Source organism: Pusillimonas noertemannii (genome assembly GCF_003096595.1).
GTDB classification, from domain to species: domain Bacteria; phylum Pseudomonadota; class Gammaproteobacteria; order Burkholderiales; family Burkholderiaceae_B; genus Pusillimonas; species Pusillimonas noertemannii.
On record NZ_QEKO01000001.1, the window covers coordinates 236,684 to 256,914 of the forward strand.

General features: G+C 59.9%; 9 protein-coding genes. 4 read left to right on the forward strand and 5 right to left on the reverse strand.

What is annotated here, in order from left to right; genetic code table 11:
* The first annotated feature begins 386 nt into the window (after positions 1-386).
* Together C7440_RS01120 and C7440_RS01125 are read left to right on the forward strand one after the other, a co-directional pair.
* Positions 387-2,243 carry a sensor histidine kinase gene (locus C7440_RS01120; RefSeq protein WP_165832399.1) on the forward strand — a complete coding sequence of 619 codons (1,857 nt, stop codon included), beginning with the start codon at positions 387-389 and terminating at the stop codon, positions 2,241-2,243.
* The gene (locus tag C7440_RS01125; protein WP_207775366.1) at positions 2,240-3,148 is read left to right on the forward strand and encodes a response regulator; all 909 of its coding nucleotides are present in this window, start codon (positions 2,240-2,242) and stop codon (positions 3,146-3,148) included. Before C7440_RS01120 ends, C7440_RS01125 begins: the two co-directional genes overlap by 4 nt.
* Positions 3,149-3,199: 51 nt before the next feature.
* Here C7440_RS01125 and C7440_RS01130 read toward each other — a convergent pair whose 3' ends face one another.
* Positions 3,200-4,324 (reverse strand): linear amide C-N hydrolase, encoded by a 1,125-nt coding sequence (locus C7440_RS01130; protein ID WP_116517149.1) that lies wholly within the window; start codon positions 4,322-4,324, stop codon positions 3,200-3,202.
* A gap of 248 nt (positions 4,325-4,572) precedes the next feature.
* On the opposite strand from C7440_RS01130, the gene C7440_RS01135 reads away from it, so the two are divergent.
* Positions 4,573-11,607, forward strand: coding sequence for an autotransporter outer membrane beta-barrel domain-containing protein (locus C7440_RS01135; RefSeq protein ID WP_116517150.1), 7,035 nt, complete (start codon positions 4,573-4,575; stop codon positions 11,605-11,607).
* Between the two features lie 191 nt (positions 11,608-11,798).
* Here C7440_RS01135 and C7440_RS01140 read toward each other — a convergent pair whose 3' ends face one another.
* From C7440_RS01140 to pgi, 4 genes are all read right to left on the reverse strand, one after another.
* Complete coding sequence (locus C7440_RS01140; protein ID WP_116517151.1) at positions 11,799-12,749, reverse strand: Rpn family recombination-promoting nuclease/putative transposase; 951 nt, start codon at positions 12,747-12,749, stop codon at positions 11,799-11,801.
* A gap of 825 nt (positions 12,750-13,574) precedes the next feature.
* On the reverse strand, positions 13,575-14,471 hold the full coding sequence (locus tag C7440_RS01150) for a hypothetical protein (protein WP_116517153.1): 897 nt from the start codon (positions 14,469-14,471) through the stop codon (positions 13,575-13,577).
* A 397-nt stretch (positions 14,472-14,868) separates the two neighbouring features.
* The gene (locus C7440_RS01155) at positions 14,869-15,066 is read right to left on the reverse strand and encodes a hypothetical protein (RefSeq protein WP_116517154.1); all 198 of its coding nucleotides are present in this window, start codon (positions 15,064-15,066) and stop codon (positions 14,869-14,871) included.
* A gap of 101 nt (positions 15,067-15,167) precedes the next feature.
* Positions 15,168-16,715, reverse strand: a complete 1,548-nt coding sequence (pgi, locus tag C7440_RS01160; RefSeq protein WP_116517155.1) for a glucose-6-phosphate isomerase — start codon at positions 16,713-16,715, stop codon at positions 15,168-15,170.
* 505 nt (positions 16,716-17,220) lie between these two features.
* Here pgi and C7440_RS01165 point away from each other — a divergent pair.
* On the forward strand, positions 17,221-20,193 hold the full coding sequence (locus tag C7440_RS01165; protein ID WP_165832400.1) for a phosphoethanolamine transferase: 2,973 nt from the start codon (positions 17,221-17,223) through the stop codon (positions 20,191-20,193).
* Positions 20,194-20,231 lie beyond the last annotated feature (38 nt).

A 20,231-nucleotide genomic window follows, 5' to 3' on the forward strand; every position in this document is an offset into this window, starting at 1 on the left:
TATTAAGTCGCCCGAATCTTCAGTCATCGTTGACCATCAAACGTCTTTCAATATTCGGCTTATCAGTCCGTCGGCTCGGGCTCCGCGGATTGGCGATCTGCTGACCGCGGTAGCGGAAGAAACAGAAAGGGAATAATTTTTTGGTGATAGATAGCGCGAGTTCGGCTGGAAATGATGTTTTCCGCGGTGGCCCGTTCCATCCGAGTCTCAGCGTATATTTCAGACGGCTAGGGGCACGGTCTGAACACCTTGCCCTAGATGCTGCCAGCGCCCTGCTTCTCTGGCTCTCCATGGAGGCTTCCAGGGCGTCAATCCGCCGGCTTGCCGCAGCCGCTTGTCTACTATTGCTTCTGTGCGTCGGTTCAGCGGCCAGCGCCCAAAGCTATTTGGGCCAGGACATTCCATTGCGCTGGTACGAAGACAAGTCCGCCGCGCTCGATATCGAAGGGTTCACGGCCCTGCCGGCCGATGCGCTTGCGGAACAGCGGAGCATATTGTCGATCGGCTATACGAAGTCGCCAATATGGCTGGCGTTCTCCCTGCCCGCAAGTTTGTTCCAGGCGGAGAGCCGCTGGCTGCAGCTCGGACCCAATTTTCTCGACGACGTCACGCTCTATTATCGTCCGTCCGCCGGCGGCCGGGCCTGGTCGATCCACCGCTGGGGCGATATGTGGCCCGATGCGCGCGGCGATATCGATTACCGGTTTCCGGTGTTCGAGTTGCCGCCGCCGTCAGGCGCGCCGGGCTATGACGTCGTGGTCCGGGTGCGAAGCACCAGCGCCATACTGCTGGATGGATCCCTTTGGGCGCCGCAAGCGTTCTTAAAGGAGGCTGCGCGCGAGACGGCATTCTGGAGCTTTTACTTCGGCCTGGCCGCGCTTTCGACCGCCCTGGCGGTATTCATGGCCTTTTTCCTGCGCCGCCCGCTCGCCTGGGCGCTGTGCGCTTTTTCTCTTACCTATTGGCTGGTTGCCTGCATTCAGGGCTATGTCGACTGGTTGTTCGGCGGACGCGGGCTGCATCTGCAGCATTACCTCACCGGAATACTGACTCTGCTGGCCTACACGAGCCTGCTTTGGGTCACGACGGAGGCGCTGAACCTGCGGGAACGCCGGCCGGGCCTACATCGCTTGATGATGGCGGCGATAGGTCTGAGCCTGTTGCTGCCGCTCAGCATCCCCCTCGATTTTTACGATGTGGCCATCAATATCCAGGGCGTGCTGTGCATCTCCACCGCCCTGATCCTTGCGGTGGGCGCGTGGACCATCTGGCACGAAGAGCACGATGTCATGGCGCTGGTGCTGGGCGTGATGCCGATACTGTACGTCGCCGCCGGGCTGGTGGCGCTGATGTCGCTCTTTGGCTGGATTCCCTACGACAAGCATATCTATGGGATCTGGCAGTACGTGGTAATGGTCAACATGCTGACCGTACTGGGCTGGGCCGCTTATCGCATCTGGTACGAGGCGCGGGAAATGCAGGAAAAGCGGCAGCTGGCGAGCGAATTGAGGCTGGAGCGCGAGGCCAGCTTCCATCAGCGCCAGTTCATCGGCATGGTGTCCCACGAGTTTCGCAACCCATTGGCCGTGATCACTCACGCCATGGAGAACCTGCAGCTGCCTTCCGTTTCAGAGAAGCAGCGAAGGCGCCGCTACCAAAGCATTCGGCGGGCGACGCATCGGCTTGTACAGCTGACCGACAATTGCCTGGCCGACTCCCGTCTCTATGCGGATGGCTTGCAGCTTCAGATAGATACCATCGACCTGCTCGGAGTGGTTCGCTCCGCGGCCGAAATCGTTGACGGTTCAGCGGACCATCGCTGGCGGCTGACCGTGCAAGGGCTAGGTGTGGGCGAGTGGACGGCGCGGCGGATACCGGTGCTGGCCGATGCCGCCATGCTGCGCATCGCCGTATCGAACGTCCTGGACAATGCGGTGAAGTACAGCGAAAGGGGCTACGTCGACATCGACGTGGCTTTCAGGAATGAGTTTGCCGTGGTCGGTATTCGGGATCGCGGTCCCGGCATTCCAAAGGAAGACGCCGCATTGATTTTTGAACGCCATCGCAGGCGGCGGGCGTCGCCCGCGGCGGGTCACGATCCCGGAGGCACCGGCCTTGGCCTTTACGTCGCAAGGCAAATCGTCCAGGCGCATGGCGGTGAACTGGTACTTGTCGGCAGCGGGCCCGAAGGCAGCTATTTTGAGTTGTCCGTCCCTCAATCGGGCGGAGGCCCCGTGCCATGATTCGACGAAGCGAAATACGAATCGCCGTTTTGGAAGACAACCTGGACCTTCAAGAGGAACTGGTCTTTTTCTTCGAGGCAAAGGGGTATAGGGTGTGGGGCGAACGCAGCGCGGAAGCCTTCTGGAAACGCCTGCACGCCAACCCGGTGGACATCGCGCTGCTCGATATCGGCCTGCCGGGAGAAGATGGGCTCAGTGTGCTGGAGTACTTGCGCGGACTTGGCCCCTACGGCCTGATAGTAATGAGCGCGCGCGGCAGCCGGCAGGACAGGTTGCGGGGGATGGAAGCGGGCGCGGATGCTTATCTCGTAAAGCCGGTGAACTTCGCCGATTTGGTTCTGGCCATTGATCAGTTATGGCAAAAGCTGAGGCTGCGGACATCGGACACCGACACCTCCGCATCGGCGGAGCCCGCTTTACTACCCGGCTTGCATGCCCTGGAAGGGCCGCCGGACAGGCAGGCCGAGGCCGCGGCGCTGCCCGGCGCCGCGCCCAAAGGGGACGCCGCGGAAGAGGGGGCGGATCGGCTCTCGCTTGAAGCCGCTTTGCGGCAGAGGGTCGTAGCCTTCATCGAGCAGAACATCCATCGGCCGGAACTCTCTCCGCGCTCCATTAGCCGCCGTTTCAACGTGTCCCGGTCGCATCTGTACCGGGCGTTTGCCTCCGACGGAGGGGTGGCGAAGTTTCTGCGCGACAAGCGGCTCGACGCCGCCGCGCGGGAGTTGACGCGGGCGCACAGCCCGGCCATTTCAATTGCCGAGCTCGCCCACAGGCTGGGCTTTTCCAGCGGCAACCAGTTCCTGCGGGCTTTCCGCAACCGGTTCGGCATCACGCCAAGCCAGGCGAGAGAGCAGGGTGCCGTGCCAGATCCCCAATTGGCCGACGCGCCGCGCCGCGCCAACTGAATGAAAGCGCCCGGCCGCTCGAGGCCGGGCGCAGGCTTCCGGGATGACGCCTCAGGGTTTTGCCGCGAGCAGGGACGGCGGCGTCAGTTGCGGCTTCAGCTCGATGCTGAGGACTTCTTTCGCATCGAGATCGACCGTCTTCAGGTCGATGCCGCGCAGAACGGGGTCGTCATAGGTCTTGACGTAATAGCTGCGGTTGGACAGATCGGCCACGCTGGACCATTGCGTATATTCGAGCGGCTCGCTGCCCTGATCCTTGTCGCGCACCCAGCCCTTCGGGATATCGAAATTATTGACGATGTGCTCGGCCAGGCGCACGCTTTGCGGCCCGCTGGCTACGGGTTCGGCGGACAGCGTGTACCCGAGCGCTCGCACGAACCGGGAGGGCGGCGTGCCGTCGCCGGGTATGCCCAGCAGGCCCGAGCCCTGGCCCAACGGCGGGATGGTGACGCCGCCCACCTTGAGAGGCGGCGCATTCACGCTGGAGAGCTTCACGTAGTTGCTCAGGTTGGTCAGGTGCCAGTCGAAGGACGGCGAATTAGTCATCACGCCCAGCGGGTTGTCATAGACCTTCAGCTTGCCGTCGATCGGCTCGATCACAAGCGATGCCCCAGTCGCATCATGCAGGGTGTAGTGCAGCGGCGGGGCGATCTTCAACGCTTCCTGGATCACATTGATCACGGCGACATCGGAAAGGGCGGCCTTGACTTCCGCGACCGTGGCATGGTTCGTCAACGCCCACGTCAGGAAGTCCCACGGAGCCAGGGACTTGGCGGGGTCGGCCTTGGCCGGGTCCGCATAGCCGGCATAGCCCGGAAAATAAAGCACGCCGCCCGCCAGGCCTTTTTCGTTCATGCCGTCTACCAGCGCGGTCAGGCCGAGCGCGTTGAGCCCGACCGCGGCGTACTTGCCGGTCCAGCTCATGGCGGGCTTTCCGTCAGGCCCGGTCGAAGAGAGCTTGTATGCGCGCGGAATGACCATGGCGCGCGACTCGAGCTCAAAGCCGAACTCCATGGTGCGGCCGTAGACGGCGCCGCCATCGGTGCTGCGGATCAGGAAGCTCGTGCAGGCCGATGCCCACTGCGGCGCCAGTAACGTGGCGGCCAGCACGGCCGCCGCTGTTTTGCGTGCGGCAGGCCGCCACGAAAATGTAAGAGATGGTGCAATACGAGGCATTTGGCTTGACTCCTTTTTTTCTTCCATTTGGCACGCACCAGAGTAACTGGGCCGCACGGGCCAATGTCGCCGCAGCGTCTCATTTATATCGGCGTATCGTCTCAAACCGTTGGTTTTCGATCGTTCCCATGCGATGAACGCCAGACCCGACGATAAACTGCGAACCCGGAACTGGCGCCATGCAGCGCCCTCCGGCGCCTACAGGCCCGGAGCAAAATCCCGCCGTGAGTACGTACAGGAGAACGTCGATGGGGTCCAAGAAAAACGGCATAGCGTCCTTTGCCTATTTGGCTGTGCTCAGCGCGGCGCCGGGCGCCGCTCAGGCGCATTGCAGCATCTCGGGCGCCACCGAGACCTGCAGCGGCAGTGTGACCGGCGGCGCCATCGTCCACAGCCAGAACGAGGTGCATACGCTCACGGTCTCCGGACTAGCCAACACCATCGATGCAGCCGACAGCACGGACGCGGGCAAAAAGAACGGCCCTGTCATCTTCCTGCGCGATCCCGGCGGGGTGACGCCCGCGCCTTCCGACTGGAAGGATTCCAATCGAAACGGCCAAGCCGGCATCGATGGCGCCGCGGGCAGCGCTCTTGCCGCGGCCGTCAGCCTCGACACGGGGTACTGGCTTACAGGACAGAGCGGCATCTGGCTCCAGTCTTATGGCTGGACCGGCAGCAAGGCCCACGAGGCCCAGCATACGGACAAGCATGCAACCGGCGGCAAGGGCGGCGACGGCGGCAAGGGCGGCGATCTGTCGCTCATCGCGTCATCGAAGGGCGGGGGCAAGCCGGCGTCGCCGATCAAAGCCGGCGGGACCGATGCGGCTTCGACAGGCCTGCTCTTGGCTTCGGTGGGAGGCGATGGCGGCGCCGGCGGCTGGGCCGATTCGCACGGCGGGCTCAAAGATGCGCAAGGCGGCGCGGGCGGGCACGGCGGAGCCGCCGGGAAGGTCTCGGCGCAATTGCTGGATGGCCATGCGCTGAGCTATTCAGGCGCTGGCGTGGGCATCGCCGTCACGGCGCAGGGCGGCAACGGCGGAGCGGGCGGATACGGACAGGTTGATGGCCTCGACGCTGACTCGTCCTATGGCGGCACGGGCGGCGCGGGCGGCAGTGGTGGGGCGATCAACCTCGCGGCCACGTCCGCCGTCAGCACGGTCGTCACCTCCGGGGTGGCCGGCATTGCCCTGCAGAGCCTCGGGGGCGACGGCGGCGCCGGGGGGGCGGGCAAAGGCGGGCACGACCACGCGGGCGATGGAGGGGACTCGGGCAGCGGCGGCGACATCAGCGCGGATTTATCCGTGAACGTGTCCACGAGCGGGCCGCAAAGCGGCTACGGCGTGTATGTCAAAAGCGCTGGCGGCTTCGCGGGCGACAGCGGCGGCGATTCCGGCGGCATCAAGAATCATCCCGGCAATCCGGGCGAGCCCGGCCAGGCGGGCAGCATCACGCTCGGCCTGACGTCCTCGCGCATCGGCACCAGCAACGCCGAGGCGGACGGCATCCTGGTCCAGAGCGTCGGCGGAATGGGCGGCAACGGCGGCGACAGCTCGGGCCTGTTCTCTTATGGCAGCAAGGGCGGCAGCGGAGGCGCCGGCGCCTCCGCTACGGTGACGCTGGACAAGACCACGGTCCGGACCGGCGGCGACCACGCCGCAGCCTTGCTAGTACAAAGCATCGGGGGCGCGGGCGGCAAGGCCGGCAAGGCGTCCGGCATCAGCGCGCTGGCGGCCGCGGCCGGCGCAGGCGGCACCGGCGGGGCCGTGACCGTTGCGCTTAACGGCAGCACATTGCAAACCACTGGCTCGCATTCAATGGGCGTGCTCGTTCAAAGCATCGGCGGAGGCGGCGGCAGTTCGGGCGCTGCCGATGGCGTCTATGCGGTCGGCGGCAGCGGCGGCCTGGGCGGCGCCGCCGGCGCCGTCGGCCTGACGGCAGACGGCGCCCAAATCACCACCCAGGGCGACAATGCGGTCGGCGTCAGCCTTCAGAGCATCGGCGCGGGAGGCGGTGAATCCCACTCGCCGAAGGGCGCGGTGGCCCTTGGGCAAGACGGCGGGGGCGGTGGCAACGGCTCCACCGCCACCTACGCGAGCCAGGCTGCCGGGTTAACCGTTTCGACCTCGGGCGACCTGTCTGATGCCATACTGGTCCAGTCCGTGGGAGGCGGCGGTGGCCGTGGTGGCAGCACCTTCGAGGCGCTGCCCGGCTTTTCCCATGAAATCGGCTCATCGGGAGGCGGCGGCGGATCGGCCGGGGACGTCAACTACACCGGCTCCGGCAACGACGTCATCTCGACAACGGGCGACCTGGCGCGCGGCCTCGTGCTTCAAAGCATAGGAGGGGGCGGCGGCAGCGGCGGCAATATCGTCAAGATCAGCGCGCTCCTCACCTTCAACAGCGCCTCGGGTTCGACTTCAGACAGCGCGACGCAACACCATGGCGGAACCGTCACCGCGAACTCCGCCGGCCGGATCACCACCACAGGCGACGGCTCAACCGGCATTCTCGCTCAAAGCCTGGGCGGCGGCGGCGGGTCGGCGGGCGACAATTTGTCCATTTCCGTCGGTATCGACATTGGCCAGACGCAAGGCGCCAGCGGACAGGCCGGCGGCCATGGCGGCACGCTTGATGTAACCTCGAGCGCCGACGTTTCCACCAGCGGCGCCGATGCCGACGGCATTCTGATCCAATCGATCGGCGGGGGCGGCGGCCATTCCAGCAACGTCGTCAAAACCGTCGCCGGCCTTTCGATGCCGGGTCTGAGCTCGCACCAGGGCGCGAGCGGCGGCGCAGGCGGCGACGGCTATGATGCCAGCCTGGCATCCACGGGCGCCGTCACCACGCAGGGCGACAATGCGCTTGGCGTGGCCGCCCAAAGCATCGCCGGCGGGGGAGGCAAGGCAGGCAACATCATATCGTCCACCGCCGGCCTGGACCTCGGCAATGCGACGCTGGGCCAATCGGGCGGCTCGGGCGGCAAGGCGGGGAAGGTCTCCCTTTTGAACCAGGGCAATGTCAGCACGGCGGGCGACCTGGCCGGCGCGGTCTTTGCCCAGAGTCTCGGCGGCGGGGGCGGCCATGGAGGGCTGACGGTCAACGGCGACGTATCGATTGTCTCGGTCAGCCTCACACAGGGAGGCGACGGCGGCGCGGGAGGCGCGGGCGGCGCGGTCTCGGTCGACAACAGCGGGTCGCTGGTGACTCTCGGCGGCGGAGCCACGGGCATTTTCGCGCAGAGCCTGGGCGGGGGCGGCGGCGCCAGCGGGACGACGGTCCATGGAGGCCTCAGCGTCGTGTCCTTGTCCGGCAACGTGGGCGGCGACGGCGGCGAGGGCGGGTCCGCTTCGACCGTCGCGGTCAGCAATGCGGGCAAGGTCGGCACTTCTGGCGACCAGGCGACAGGCATCTTTGCGCAGAGCCTGGGCGGCAGCGGCGGCAAGGCCGGCACGCTGGTCAACGGCACCGCGACGGGCGGAGAGTTTTCGGGCGCTTTGATCCTGTCCGTCGGCGGCGCCGGCGGCAAGGGCGGCAGCGCCTCGGATGTGACTGTTACCCAACTGGCCGGAGCCGAGATCTCCACTACGGGCTACAACGCGAACGGCATCACCGCGCAATCGACTGGCGGCGACGGCGGCAGCGGCGGTGATGTGTATTCCGGCGACGCGGCGGTGTCCGAAAGCGGCTCGCTGAGCGTCAATGTCAGCGTCGGCGGAGACGGTGGAGACGCCGGCAAGGCCGGCAAGGCAAGTGTCCAGAACGCCGGCCGCATCAGCACCACGGGCGCTTATTCGGACGCGATCTTCGCGCAATCCATCGGCGGCAATGGCGGGGACGCCGGGTCGAGCTACGCGCTCACGGCCGGCCTGAGCGGCGGCGCCAGTCTCGAATCCACGATTACGGTGGGGGGCAGCGGCGGTTCCGGGGCCGTTGCCTCCGACGTGGAAGTGAACAATTCCGGCGTCCTGTCCACGACCGGCGGCAACGCGGCGGGCATCTATGCGCAGTCGACCGGCGGCAATGGCGGCGTGGGCGGCCATGGCGTCGCTTTCCTGGGCGATTTCGAAGCAACCAAGGAGAATTATCTTTCCCTCAAGGCTGACGTCGAGGTCGGCGGCGCCGGGGGCACGGGCAGCCACGCGGGCTCGGTCAGCGTGACCAACAGCGGGGGTATCACCACGGCTGCCGACACATCCGCCGGCATCTGGGCCCAGTCAGCCGGTGGGGGAGGCGGCGATGGCGGCAATGCCGGCGCCTATTCGCTGGGATATCTTGCCAACCTGGCCGACGGCGGCGAGGAGCCCGAGAAGAAAGGGTTCTCCCTAAGCGTAACGGTGGGCGGCGGAGGTGGCGGCGGCGGCAACGGCGATACGGTGAACGTATCCAACACGCACACCATCGCCACGTCGGGCGCGGCGTCCTACGGCATCTTCGCCCAGAGCCTGGGCGGGGGCGGCGGCAGCGGCGGCAATGGCAGTCCAGGGCTGGAGGGCTGGATCGCGGACGTCTACGAAGACTACGAAAAACTGAACCAGTGGAAGGAAGTCTACGAACAATACAAGAAGCTGACGAAGAAGGACTGGAAGGGCCTGTTCCTGGAGGGCTTTTCGGTGGACGTCGGCGGCAGCGCGGGCGGCACCGGCGACGGCGGCGACGTCACCGTGGCCAATAGCGGCACCATCGCCACCACCGGCGCCTCGGCGACGGGGATCTACGCGCAGTCGACGGGCGGAGGCGGCGGAACCGGCGGCGACGGCTCGCAAGGCATGCTCACCTCGGTCACCGTCAGCGGTTCGGGCGGCGGTGGCGGCAAGGGTGGCGTGATCACGGTCGACAACCAGGGCGCCATCCAGACTTCGGGCGAAGGGGCGATGGGCGTTTATGCTCAGTCCCTTGGCGGCGGCGGAGGCTCGGCCGGCGACGTGGAAGGCACCATCGTGACCAACATCGAGGGCCTCGATCAGATTCTGGGATACAACATTTTCGGCTCCACCGGAGGCAGCACGGGCGACGGCGGCGATGGCGGCGACGTCAGCATCAAGAGCTCCGGTTCAATCATCACCACCGGCGTCAACGCGCATGGGATCTGGGCGCAATCCGTCGGCGGCGGAGGCGGAGCCGCCTCCTCCTATGGCAATGGCGCGGGCGACAACGGCGTCGGCAGCGATGGCCTGGAGGGCAGCAGCGGCCGCGTCTCGGCCAATGTCGCCGGCACCATAGACGTGCGCGGCGACGGCGCGCACGGCATCTTCCTGCAAAGCGCTTCGGGCGTGGGCGACAGCAGCCACGCCGGAGGCGTCGACATGACCGTCTCTGGTTCGGTGACGGCCGGCGGCGCCAATGCGCGGGCGATCCTGGCGCAGGCCGCCTCCTACGCCGCGGACGCGTCCACCAACGACCCGTCGGCCGCGACCGTGCAGATCACCGTCGACAAGGGCGCCACGGTGGCGACCACGAACCCGGCCGCCTATGAAACCATCGCTATCAAGGGCGGCCGCACCGTCATGGGAACGTCGGGCTTCGAAGTTTCCAACCGGCTCTACAATTCCGGCGTCCTCACCAGCGCCAATCCCGCATCAGCGGTGCTCGCCACCGACGACGCGGCCGGGCTGCTCGTGCACAACATGGGCTTGATGAGCGGTTCCGTCTCCGCTGGGAGCAAGAATGCGGTTCACTTCTACAATGACGAGAGCGGCGTCTTCGCACTGGGAACGCAGGTCAACCTGGGCACCAACAGCGGCACGTTCCTGCAGAACGGCGGCGTGGTGTCGGCCAGTGGGCCGGGCCTCGTGGGCGCTTCGACGGTGACGACCGGACGCTTCGTCCAGAACAGCGCGGGCGCGATCCAGGTGGACCTGAGCAAAGCCAATGCGCAGACCGCCTTGACCGGAGACCAGATCGTGGTGGACGTGGGCGGCAGTGGCGGCGGCGCCGTTGCCCTGGCCGGTTCGGTCAAGCCCTATTGGGTCGGCGGCACAAGTTTCGTGTCGGGCGACACCGGCGACTTCGGCATATTGAACACGGCCCACGGGCAAGCCATCGACAGCACCGGCCTGGCCATTGCAAACAGCGCGGCCGCGGCCTACTCGCTCAAGAGCACCAACGACGGATCAGGCATCAAGGGCCAGTACACCATCGACTATACCGGCGCGGCCAGCGGGGTGAGCCTGGGCGACAATGAACTGAGCTTTGCGGATTACTTCAGCGCCGGCATGGCGGCGATGCCGCGCGAGGAAGCCATGACGGATACCCCCCGCGCGATGTCCCTGCTTGCAACCGAGTTCCTGAACACGATGAGCGGCGAGGACCTGGCCCGGGCCTATGGCGAGCACATGCTCGACGAAAGCGTCATCGGCGTGGCAAGGGCCATGTCGACGTCCCACGCGCTGCATTCGCTTCTGCAGAGTTGCCCCAACCTCGATCGTCATGCGGCCGGAGCGGCATTCCTTCGCCAGCGTGAGTGCGCCTGGGTCCAGTTGAAGGGCGGCAAGTACCGCCAGGATGCGACCGGCTCGATGCCCGGTTTCGACGAATCGGTTGCAGGCGTTTCCGGCGCGGTGCAGAAGCGGGTCGGCAACGGCACGTTCGTCGAACTGGGCGGCAGCCTGGAAAAAGTCGATGTGCGCGGCGGAAATTTCTCCGATGACGGCCATCGCGTCGGAATCGGTGTCGCCGTCAAGCGCGAACTCGGCATCTTCACGCTCTCGTCCACCTTGGGCGCGGGCTATTACCGCTTCGACAAGCAGCGCGCTTATTCCTTCGGCGGCGACCGGCATCGGGCTACGGCGGACACCCGCGGCACCTTCATTACCGCCGAAGCGCGCGTCTCCGCGCTGCTGCCGCGGGACAATTTCTACTTCAAGCCGGCCCTCGCCCTGTCGGCGACCCGGCTGCGCCAGGACGGGTATTCGGAAAGCGGTGCCGGCCCTTTGAACTGGCAAGTGGACAGCATCTCGAAAACCGCGGTCGCGCTGCACCCCTCGTTTGAATTGGGCTATGCCTTCGACCTGTCCGACCGTCCGGCGGTCGCCTATCTGCGCGCCGGACTGACATCCATGCTGAGCAACACCGGGATAGGCGTGACGTCCAGGCTGGTGGATGACGGCGCGACCTTGGGCGACCTGACAGTCAATTCCGACACCGACCGACACCAGTTCGAATTGACGGCTGGCGTGGACCTGGACCTGGGGCGCAACCTTTCATTGTCCATACAGGGACAGACGGCGCTGTCCAAGAACGCCACCAACTACGGCGGATACGCCCGCGTGAGGTATCGCTTCTAGGATCCCGAAAACCGCTGCACCCAATAAGCCGTAGAAGCATCATGCCCCGCCGCATCCTTGGGCTTGGTGCCAGATAATTCTTCGGTAATACCCTGCGCCAGCACCTTCCCCTACTCCACGCCCCATTGGCCCAGCATTTTCATCGGCATGGCGCAGTGGGCGGGTGAGTAGTTGGTGCTTCACCCGCTTCGCTAGTGATCGCCAAACACCTCATCCAGCGAGTTGGCCTCGAGCAGGGCGAGCGACCACGTTTGCAGGTTTTCCGGGGTGGCGTTTTCCAGCCGCTGTGGAACAGATTCAGGCAACGGGCCGAATTTGCGAGTGAGTAGGCTATGCAGCATTTCCGCTTGGCCTTCTTTCCGGCCCTCGGCAAGCCCTTCCATCTTCCATTGATGCGTCCAGGACCGAGAATGTTCAGCGAGCATGTTCTTGATCTCCAGTAAATCGTTGATCTGCGGCATATCGACATCGGGCAGTGAGCGCGGAAGCAGCACGTACCGCGTCCAGCTGGCGAAGGCGCGCCGTACGAGTGGGTCGGCCTTGGTGTAGTTATACACTTTTTGAATCAGGTCTTCCACGTCATGAAGACCGCGGTTATGCTCCATGCGAAACAGCAGCGCTGCCAGGTTGTTCTCGGGCAGTTTGCCAGAAGCGACCAACGCGCCTTCATCCACCAGCAGGTATTGCAGTTGGGGCAGAAACCGGCGCAACCCCTGTGGAATAGTTCCAATTAGGTCAGACACATTCAGCGCCGCATTCCAGCGTGGCACACCGCTGTAGATCACAATAGGCAACACCATGGGTAGCGGTTCGCCGGGTTTGATAAGTTTGCGTGCCAGCAAAGCTTCGTACAGCAGCCCCAAGTACGTGAGGATGCGCAGTGCCATATAGAAGTCGACGGTGGACTGATGCTCGATCATCAGCAACAGGAACACATCGCGCCCGTCCAGCCGGGGCAGACGCCAGACGATGTCTCCCTGCCGCTGGCGTAGTTTGTTGCTGATGTAGTCGGTGGGCAGGGGTTCGAGCCGATCCCAATCGACCAGGTCCTGCCAGGGCGCTCTGACAATGCCCTGGAACAAGCCGCGCACGATGGCGGGATTGCTGAACAGCAAACGATAGCTGGCGTCGTGTTTGTTCACGCATGCGCTCCGATGGGAGTTGGCGATACGTGAACTGTAGGATTGAAGGCCGCTGCCGGGACCGCTTAGTGAATGGATTTATCTTGCGGGAAAGTACGCATATCTGCTGCATTGCCCCTCAAGTAAGAGCGCCGGCAGCCTCGACCAATTCTCCCAACTCTGGATTAACGGTGCGATGGCAGATTTCTCGAATCTTCTTTAGCCGTGCATCGCGGAATGTTATGTAGATCTCGGCGCTGAACTCAAGCTTGGTTGGGCAGTCACTGTATTCCTTCAATAAAAGATGCTTGTCGATAGGAACCCCGGCCTCTTTCAAACGCGTGAAATAATTGTCTGGCAGTTCAGCACGTTTGCGGACGTTGTCGGTGGCGCCTACGAAACGATAGTTGCCCAGGGTGTTTATTTACGTCCCGGGAAATTGCAGTTTCGTGCTGAGCGCATGCCGAGGATAGATATGGTCTATGTGAGGCTCATTTCCTCTTGACTTCACATCAAACAGGGAAGCGCCCAACTGGTACCGTGGAGGTGCCTTTGCCTGCTAATTGTCATATTGATGATGGGCGGCTACGCACAATACATAACGGCGTCGAGTGCGCCGGAACTGCCGGCCAATCGAGCCGCAGCGAGCCCTGAAATTCCGCAGTTCGACTCGCCGGACTGGGACCCGCTGGCCTAGGCCTATATTGATTTGGCATTCCTGTATGCTCAATGCCGGGTGAGACACTAGGCCGTGGTTGAGGGGTGGCCACTTCGGCCGGCTCAACATAGCGGGGCTGGCATGCGAGCGGTTCCATAATGAAATGAGGGCTTCGACTAGAGCGCACTTCATAGCTCAGCATCAAGAGCAATTCTTCGTATTGTGACCGGCGTTTTTATGTGGGCGCCCGTTTCTTCGTCTTTGACCACGAAGCGGACGCGAACCGTCGCAAGTCTAGTATCGCCGGGTTTGAGATCCACAACTTCAGCTTTGTAGCGCGGGTTTTCAAACTCGACGAATAAGTTGGGCGCAACTCGCATCGGTACTCTTGTGAGTAGCGTCCATACACCTTCTTTATTGGGAGGGTAGAGCCCTGGCCCCTGTTCGATCATTGCTTCGATGTGTTCGGCGCACATCTCAGAACGATCGGGAGATGCCTCTACTGCGGCATTGACGTCGTTGGCATACATTGCACGCTTAAAGCGTAGAAAGATCTCTGGCTCCGTCACCATCTGGTGAGGCAACCCCTCCTTGGGGCGAAGTGTCGTGAAGACCATATCAGGTATCCCTGCGGGTACCAAGCTGGGGTCTTCTTGCGACACCGTCCAGCCAAGCGCGTATAGGCCTTCAACTCCAAATCGTCCACACTCACCATTCAATGGCTCATGTGCTGCAGGCATAACCCAGAATGTGAAGAGTAAACGGCTCTCGCCGAACTCGGCTTCCCCGACCCAGTCTTCAGACTTCCTGGTTGAGCTATCGAGCAGGGCGACTTGGGGAACTGAATACCCAATTATCGGTATTGGCTCGCAAAGGTCCATCAAGCAGGGGATGTAGCGGACCTGCCGGTCGCTAAAGTGATAATTGATTCGCCCGCTTGTGTGAATTGTTATTTCCTTCGTCTTAGGTTCGCGTGTATCTCGCTTGTACACGGTGTCGGCGCGCCCTTCTTTCTGAGCCCAAGTGAATCCTTCTTCGCTTTCGCCATCGCGCACCAAAATGAGCTTGATAGACCCCTCATCCATGACTTTTACCGACGCTAGATGCCGACACGAGTCTTTATCTTTCAACAGAAGCCTTGGCATGGGACTTAACCTTAATGAGCGGAAATGATGGTGTCGCTAGTCTGACGGCTATTTCCTGTAGCAGCAAGGATTCGAGCTCATCTGGTAACAGGTATTGAAAGTCCATAAAGCATGTCAAATACTAGAAATCGCCGTCAATGGAGTCAACGCCTTACGCACACCCAATACATGACAACGTATTAGACAGGCTGGGCCTAAATCAATAATTAAGTCAAGCAGCTAGGGCCCTTTTTGAACTCCTTGACCGACTAGGTGATCCCGCCTTCGGATAGCCTCTGTAACTGGGTCGGGAGAGTCAGGCCCGTGCAATGGTTAGCAGAACAAGCGCACTCATGCTCTAGCGAGTTTTTTGTGCGCTTGTAGGATGAATATGTTGAATAGACTTTGCCGCCTGTATTACGCGGGCCCTTCCTTCGGGGGACTCGAGATTGATGCGAACGCTGCCGTCACGGTTGATAACGATGGACGGATCTTGCTCCTTGCGGCCCCTGAAGGCGTTCTTCACCGCTTTGAGGAAGATAGAGAGTTCGGACATGGTCGATTTCCAGCACACTACACAAGTCGAATTATGGGGTATTCGTCTCAATATGCAATTGCGGAAAGTGCGTAGCCTGTACCGCCATGCATGGAGCCGCACTACCCCCCAAACCTCTCCACCCAATAAGCCGTAGAAGCATCATGCCCAGCCGCATCCTTGGGCTTGGCGCCAGACAATTCTTCCGTAATACCCTGCGCCAACACCTTCCCGTACTCCACACCCCATTGGTCGAACGGGTTAATGCCCCACACCACCCCCTGCACGAACACCTTGTGTTCATACAAGGCCAGCAGGGCGCCCAGGGTGTAGGGGGTTAGCTTGGGCAGCACGATAAGGTTAGAGGGCCGGCCGCCCGGGTGGACGCGGTGCTTGGCCAGCCATTCGGCCTTTTCCTGGGGAAGGCCGCTTGCCAGGCATTCCTTCAGGGCCTCTTCGTACGACTTGCCCTGCAGCAGGGCCTCGCGCTGGGCCAGGCAGTTGGCCAGCAGGCTGCGATGGTGCTCGGGCCAGTGGTGCCCGGCCTCTTGGCATACAATGAAATCCACCGGCGCGCCGTCGCTGCTTTGGTGCAGCCACTGGAAGAAAGTGTGCTGGGCATCGGTGCCCGGCATGCCCCATACCGCCGGGCCGGTGGCCACGTGCACGGGGTCGCCGTCCAGGTCCACCGACTTGCCCAATGATTCCATCTCAAGCTGCTGCAAGTAAGGTACCAGGTTGGCCAGACGAAAATCATAAGGCGCGATGTTCAACGAGGCATAGCCCAGCGCATTGCGGTTCACTATGCCGGCCAGCGCCATTTGTATGGGGGCGTTCTTTTCAAAGGGTGCACTGGCAAAGTGCATGTCCATGGCCGCGGCGCCGGCATGCATGCCGGCCACCACGTCAGAGCCCACCGCCAGTGCGGTGGTCAGCCCCACCGAAGACCACAGCGAAAAGCGGCCGCCCACCCAGTCCCACAGGCGGAATATCTGCGAATCGCGCGCCCCCCAGGCCTTGGCCAGATCGGGGCAGGCCGTAACCACCATCAGGTTCTCGTAGGGGTCTTCCACACCCGCATTGCGCTGCCATTCAATGGCGCGCCGCCCATTCTGCAAGGTTTCAGCCGTGGTGAACGACTTCGAGGCGAGCACGATAAGCGTGTCGTGGGGGTTAAGTCCGGCCAGAGCGCCCTCGATGGCGTGGCCGTCGATACTGGCCGCAAAGCGCACCTGGCGCCACATGCCCGCATAGCCAAAGGCCCCCACCGTAAGCCGTACCCCCCAGTCACTGCCGCCAATACCGATGTGGACGATGTTGCGCCAGCGGCGCTCCGAGTCGGCTTTGCGGATGAACTCGTTCATGCGCTGACGCTCGGCGGCCACGGCCTCTACGGGGGCGGGAGCGCGCAGCATGGTGTGCCACGCGGCGCGTTCTTCAGTGTTGTTGATGGATTGGCCGGAGAGGAGCTTGTCGCGGTAGAGATTGAAGTGGCGGGCACTAAGTAACGCTTCAGCAGATTTGATCAAAAGGGGGGAGGTAACCTGACCTGTAAAGTCTAGAGCAAGCCCCGCTGCATCGAATAGGCGTAAATCGTTTGGGTGAACAGACGCTGATTGGCCAGCTTTGATGAAAGCTTCCCATTCAGAGGTTTGATCCAAGGCAGACATAAGCGGAGTGGATAGAGCGCTAATCACAGGCGCCTCCAATGTTATTAGCGTAATTTCAAGGCAATTGTAACTGGCATTGAATCCAAAGAGGGCTTGTCCAAGCCGCCGCTGACAGAGGTGCGAAGGGAAAGGCTATAAACCACCGTCTAGCAATAATATACCTACCGTCGTCACTTCGGAGATGCGACTGTACTTACTCTTGTGCGTTAAATAGACCTACGGTTCAACGTCGGAAAAAGCAGCCCTATTTCTCTCCAACCCTAGCATTAATCGGAGCAAGAAGCCCCCTTCGATTAGACGAAATCCTTTGTGTAATGCTGCTTCGAGGACGGCGTCAACCGGCCAGCCTGCGTAAAGCCCCAATACCGAATCACGGATGTGATTTTAAGTATGGACGCTGCGGTCATCCCTCAAGTACTCGAAGGCCCAACTATATTGCTCAGCGAAGCCATGGATACTGTTTGTAGGCCACTCATGCGCTTTTATCTCTCGTATGAGAATGTGCTTGACCGAAGCGCATTTGTTAAACTGTGCCACTTTCTTGACAGAGTTAAAGGTTCACTTTCTTATGACGGTTCGCCGCGCTTTCTTGACCCTCGCAGTGGCTGTCTGCATATTTGCTCTATATTTTGCTGTCCAACCATTGGGGCCGGGATACGAGCAATTGGACCGGAGTTCATACTCGGCTACCGCCATAGGTATAAATGCCGAAAATCAATGGTCTGAGTTCGTTGATGATAAGCAGGGGATCTTATTCGTTCACCCCGGTGAAATTGAGCCTGTATTAGTTAAATTGAGATTTGCTAGTTCGGGTAACGCTGTACTTACTTTCTTCATTCGAGAAGGAGGACAGCTTGGAAACATCAAATTTACCCTTCGGCACAACGGCGAGTTAATTGGGTCGCATGAGGTTATCTATGACCATTCTCCAACTACTGTCGGTCTAAAAATTGCATCGGGCGATATTGTAGAAATTGAAGCCGAAAAAAATGGAATCACCGCTCAAGATTGGGGGCAAATAAGGATTGAGCAGCGCTCAGCAATCTTTACCTTAGAGGAAGTTTTAGTGCCCCTGTTGTGGGCATTCTTAGCATTCTACTTAGCGTCAAAAAGACATCTAACAGTTGTCGTTAACGCGTATCTAATATTTCTTATATACATTGTCGCCGACAAACTGACATTTGGCCTCCTAGATTTCCGAAATATTAGTGCTTATAGTGCGTTAGCCATTAGTCTCACATTCATCTTCGTTTGGGTGTATCAAGAGTTATATTGGGCTCGCCGTTTTCGACTCGCAGCAGCGCTGAGCTTTTTTTTAGCGTTGATTTTATATGTTGTACCTGTCACTTATATTATTTACTACCTCAATTTTCATGAGAGTATAGATAAGTCTATATTATTTGCGATCTTTCAGACAAATCTCACTGAAACAATAGAGTATTTACATGATTTCGTCTCGCCATTATGGCTGTGGGGGGCGATGATAACTGCCCTCGCAATTGGTTTTCTTTTGCTAAGCCACGAAAAGCGAGTGCCAACAGTTTTTGAACGCTCATTATTATTATTCTTAATCGTCACATTCGCAGTCCCCACATTGATTTCTGTGGATGCACTGCGCCTACCCCATTTCACATTCCGGACGGCGGCAGAATATCATAGAGAATTATCAGCATTTCGTGCGATTCAAGAAAGCCGCGCAGCGGGAATAGATAATTTAACAGCTGCCAAAGACCATAATGATGAAATCCACATAGTTGTAATCGGTGAGTCCTTGAACAGGCGGCATATGGGGCTATATGGCTATTTTAGGGAAACAACACCTTCGCTTACGAGGCTGCGTAAGAGTGGAGAGCTTATTGTCTACGAGAACGCTTTCAGTAGTCACACTCATACAATGCAGGTGCTTTCTCAGGCACTAACCGAAGCAAATCAATTCAATCATCGAAGTTATTTTGAATCATCCTCGCTAATAGATGTACTGAAAGCTGCGGACGTGAATACAGTTTGGCTCACAAACCAAAACTTACTGGGTGCCTGGGACAATATGGTCTCAGTCATTGCTAACACGGCAGACCAATTAGTGGGAATAAACCGTGCAATCGGGACAACCGTTGCTACAGATACTTGGGATGCTGAACTGTTGCCTCCTATAGCGGATGCATTGCATCCCAAGACTAAACAAAGTCAAGTCATTTTTGTGCATCTTATGGGGAGCCACAGCAACTATTGCAGCCGATTCCCTGAAGAGTATCAAGACTACACCGAGCCATTACCAAGAGGGATCGCAGGCAGCAGCATTGATCACCAACCTAAACTCGCCCAAAGCCTAAATTGTTATGACAATAGTGTGTTGTACAACGATTATGTGGTGAACCGTATTATTTCATTGCTTCGAGAAAGCGGGACCGTCGGGAGCGTCACTTATTTTTCCGATCACGGTGATGACGTCATGGCACAGCTCGGCCACAACTCAACCAAGTTTACGTTCGATATGGCGGCGATTCCATTAATGTTTTGGTTGTCTGACTCTTATATCGAGCGCTACCCGCTTAAATACAAGTATCTTAATCAACACAGTGCGAAGCTGTTTACCAACGACTTACTTTTCGACACATTGCTGGGTGTAATTGACGTTCGAAGTGACAAGCGGCAGGAGAAGTTCGACCTCTCTAGTGAAGCGTTTCATTTAGAAGAGTCAAAAGCCTCTACGCTACACGGGAAGATACCTCTATTCAATGATGCGAACTATATATGGTGGCAAAGGTTTAATCGCGAAAGCTTAGCAGACATTGAACAGGACGAGCGTGTCATTCCACACCGAGTTAACTCAATAGGCAAGTTGCATGACATTTGGGCTGCAGGTTACCGCTCCTTCGAAGTAGATGTCATCTTTAATTTAAATGAATCAAGCGGATTTCGAATCGGCCACGAGAGTGCCACTTCAGGCTTGCCTTTCGAGGCATATCTTGATTCTATAAATGTTAGCGAAGTCAGGAAAATTTGGTTTGACCTGAAGAATTTGACGGCCGAGAATTACCAGGAGGTTCTTGCAGCATTGCAGTCTCTCGATGACCGCTACGCCCTCAAAGACCGTCTCATTCTTGAATCAAGTACTACAGGAGACTGGTTTAAGATCTTTCGAGAGGAGGGATGGCATACTTCTTATTACACTCCGACTGACAGGATCGTCGAACTGCTTGCCAGAAACAATATAAGCGAGTTGAACGAGTTGGCCCAGCAAATAGCAGCGCAAGTAGAGGTACAGAATGTGGCGGCTGTCTCGTTTGATCATCGTGGCTACTCTTTTATCAAGCAATATTTAGAATCTAAATTAGCGAAAGATGTTGTTTATCATTCGTGGGTCGGGCCTGCTATCAGCACAAGTGAGTTCTTGAAAAAGTTGAGTCAAACTCCTATTTATTTAGATAAGAGAGTGCGAACGGTATTGATACCATTTCATTCGCCGTTTCATTTATGATTTAATGTCGCCAATAGCGTCTTGACAGGGGATCCGAG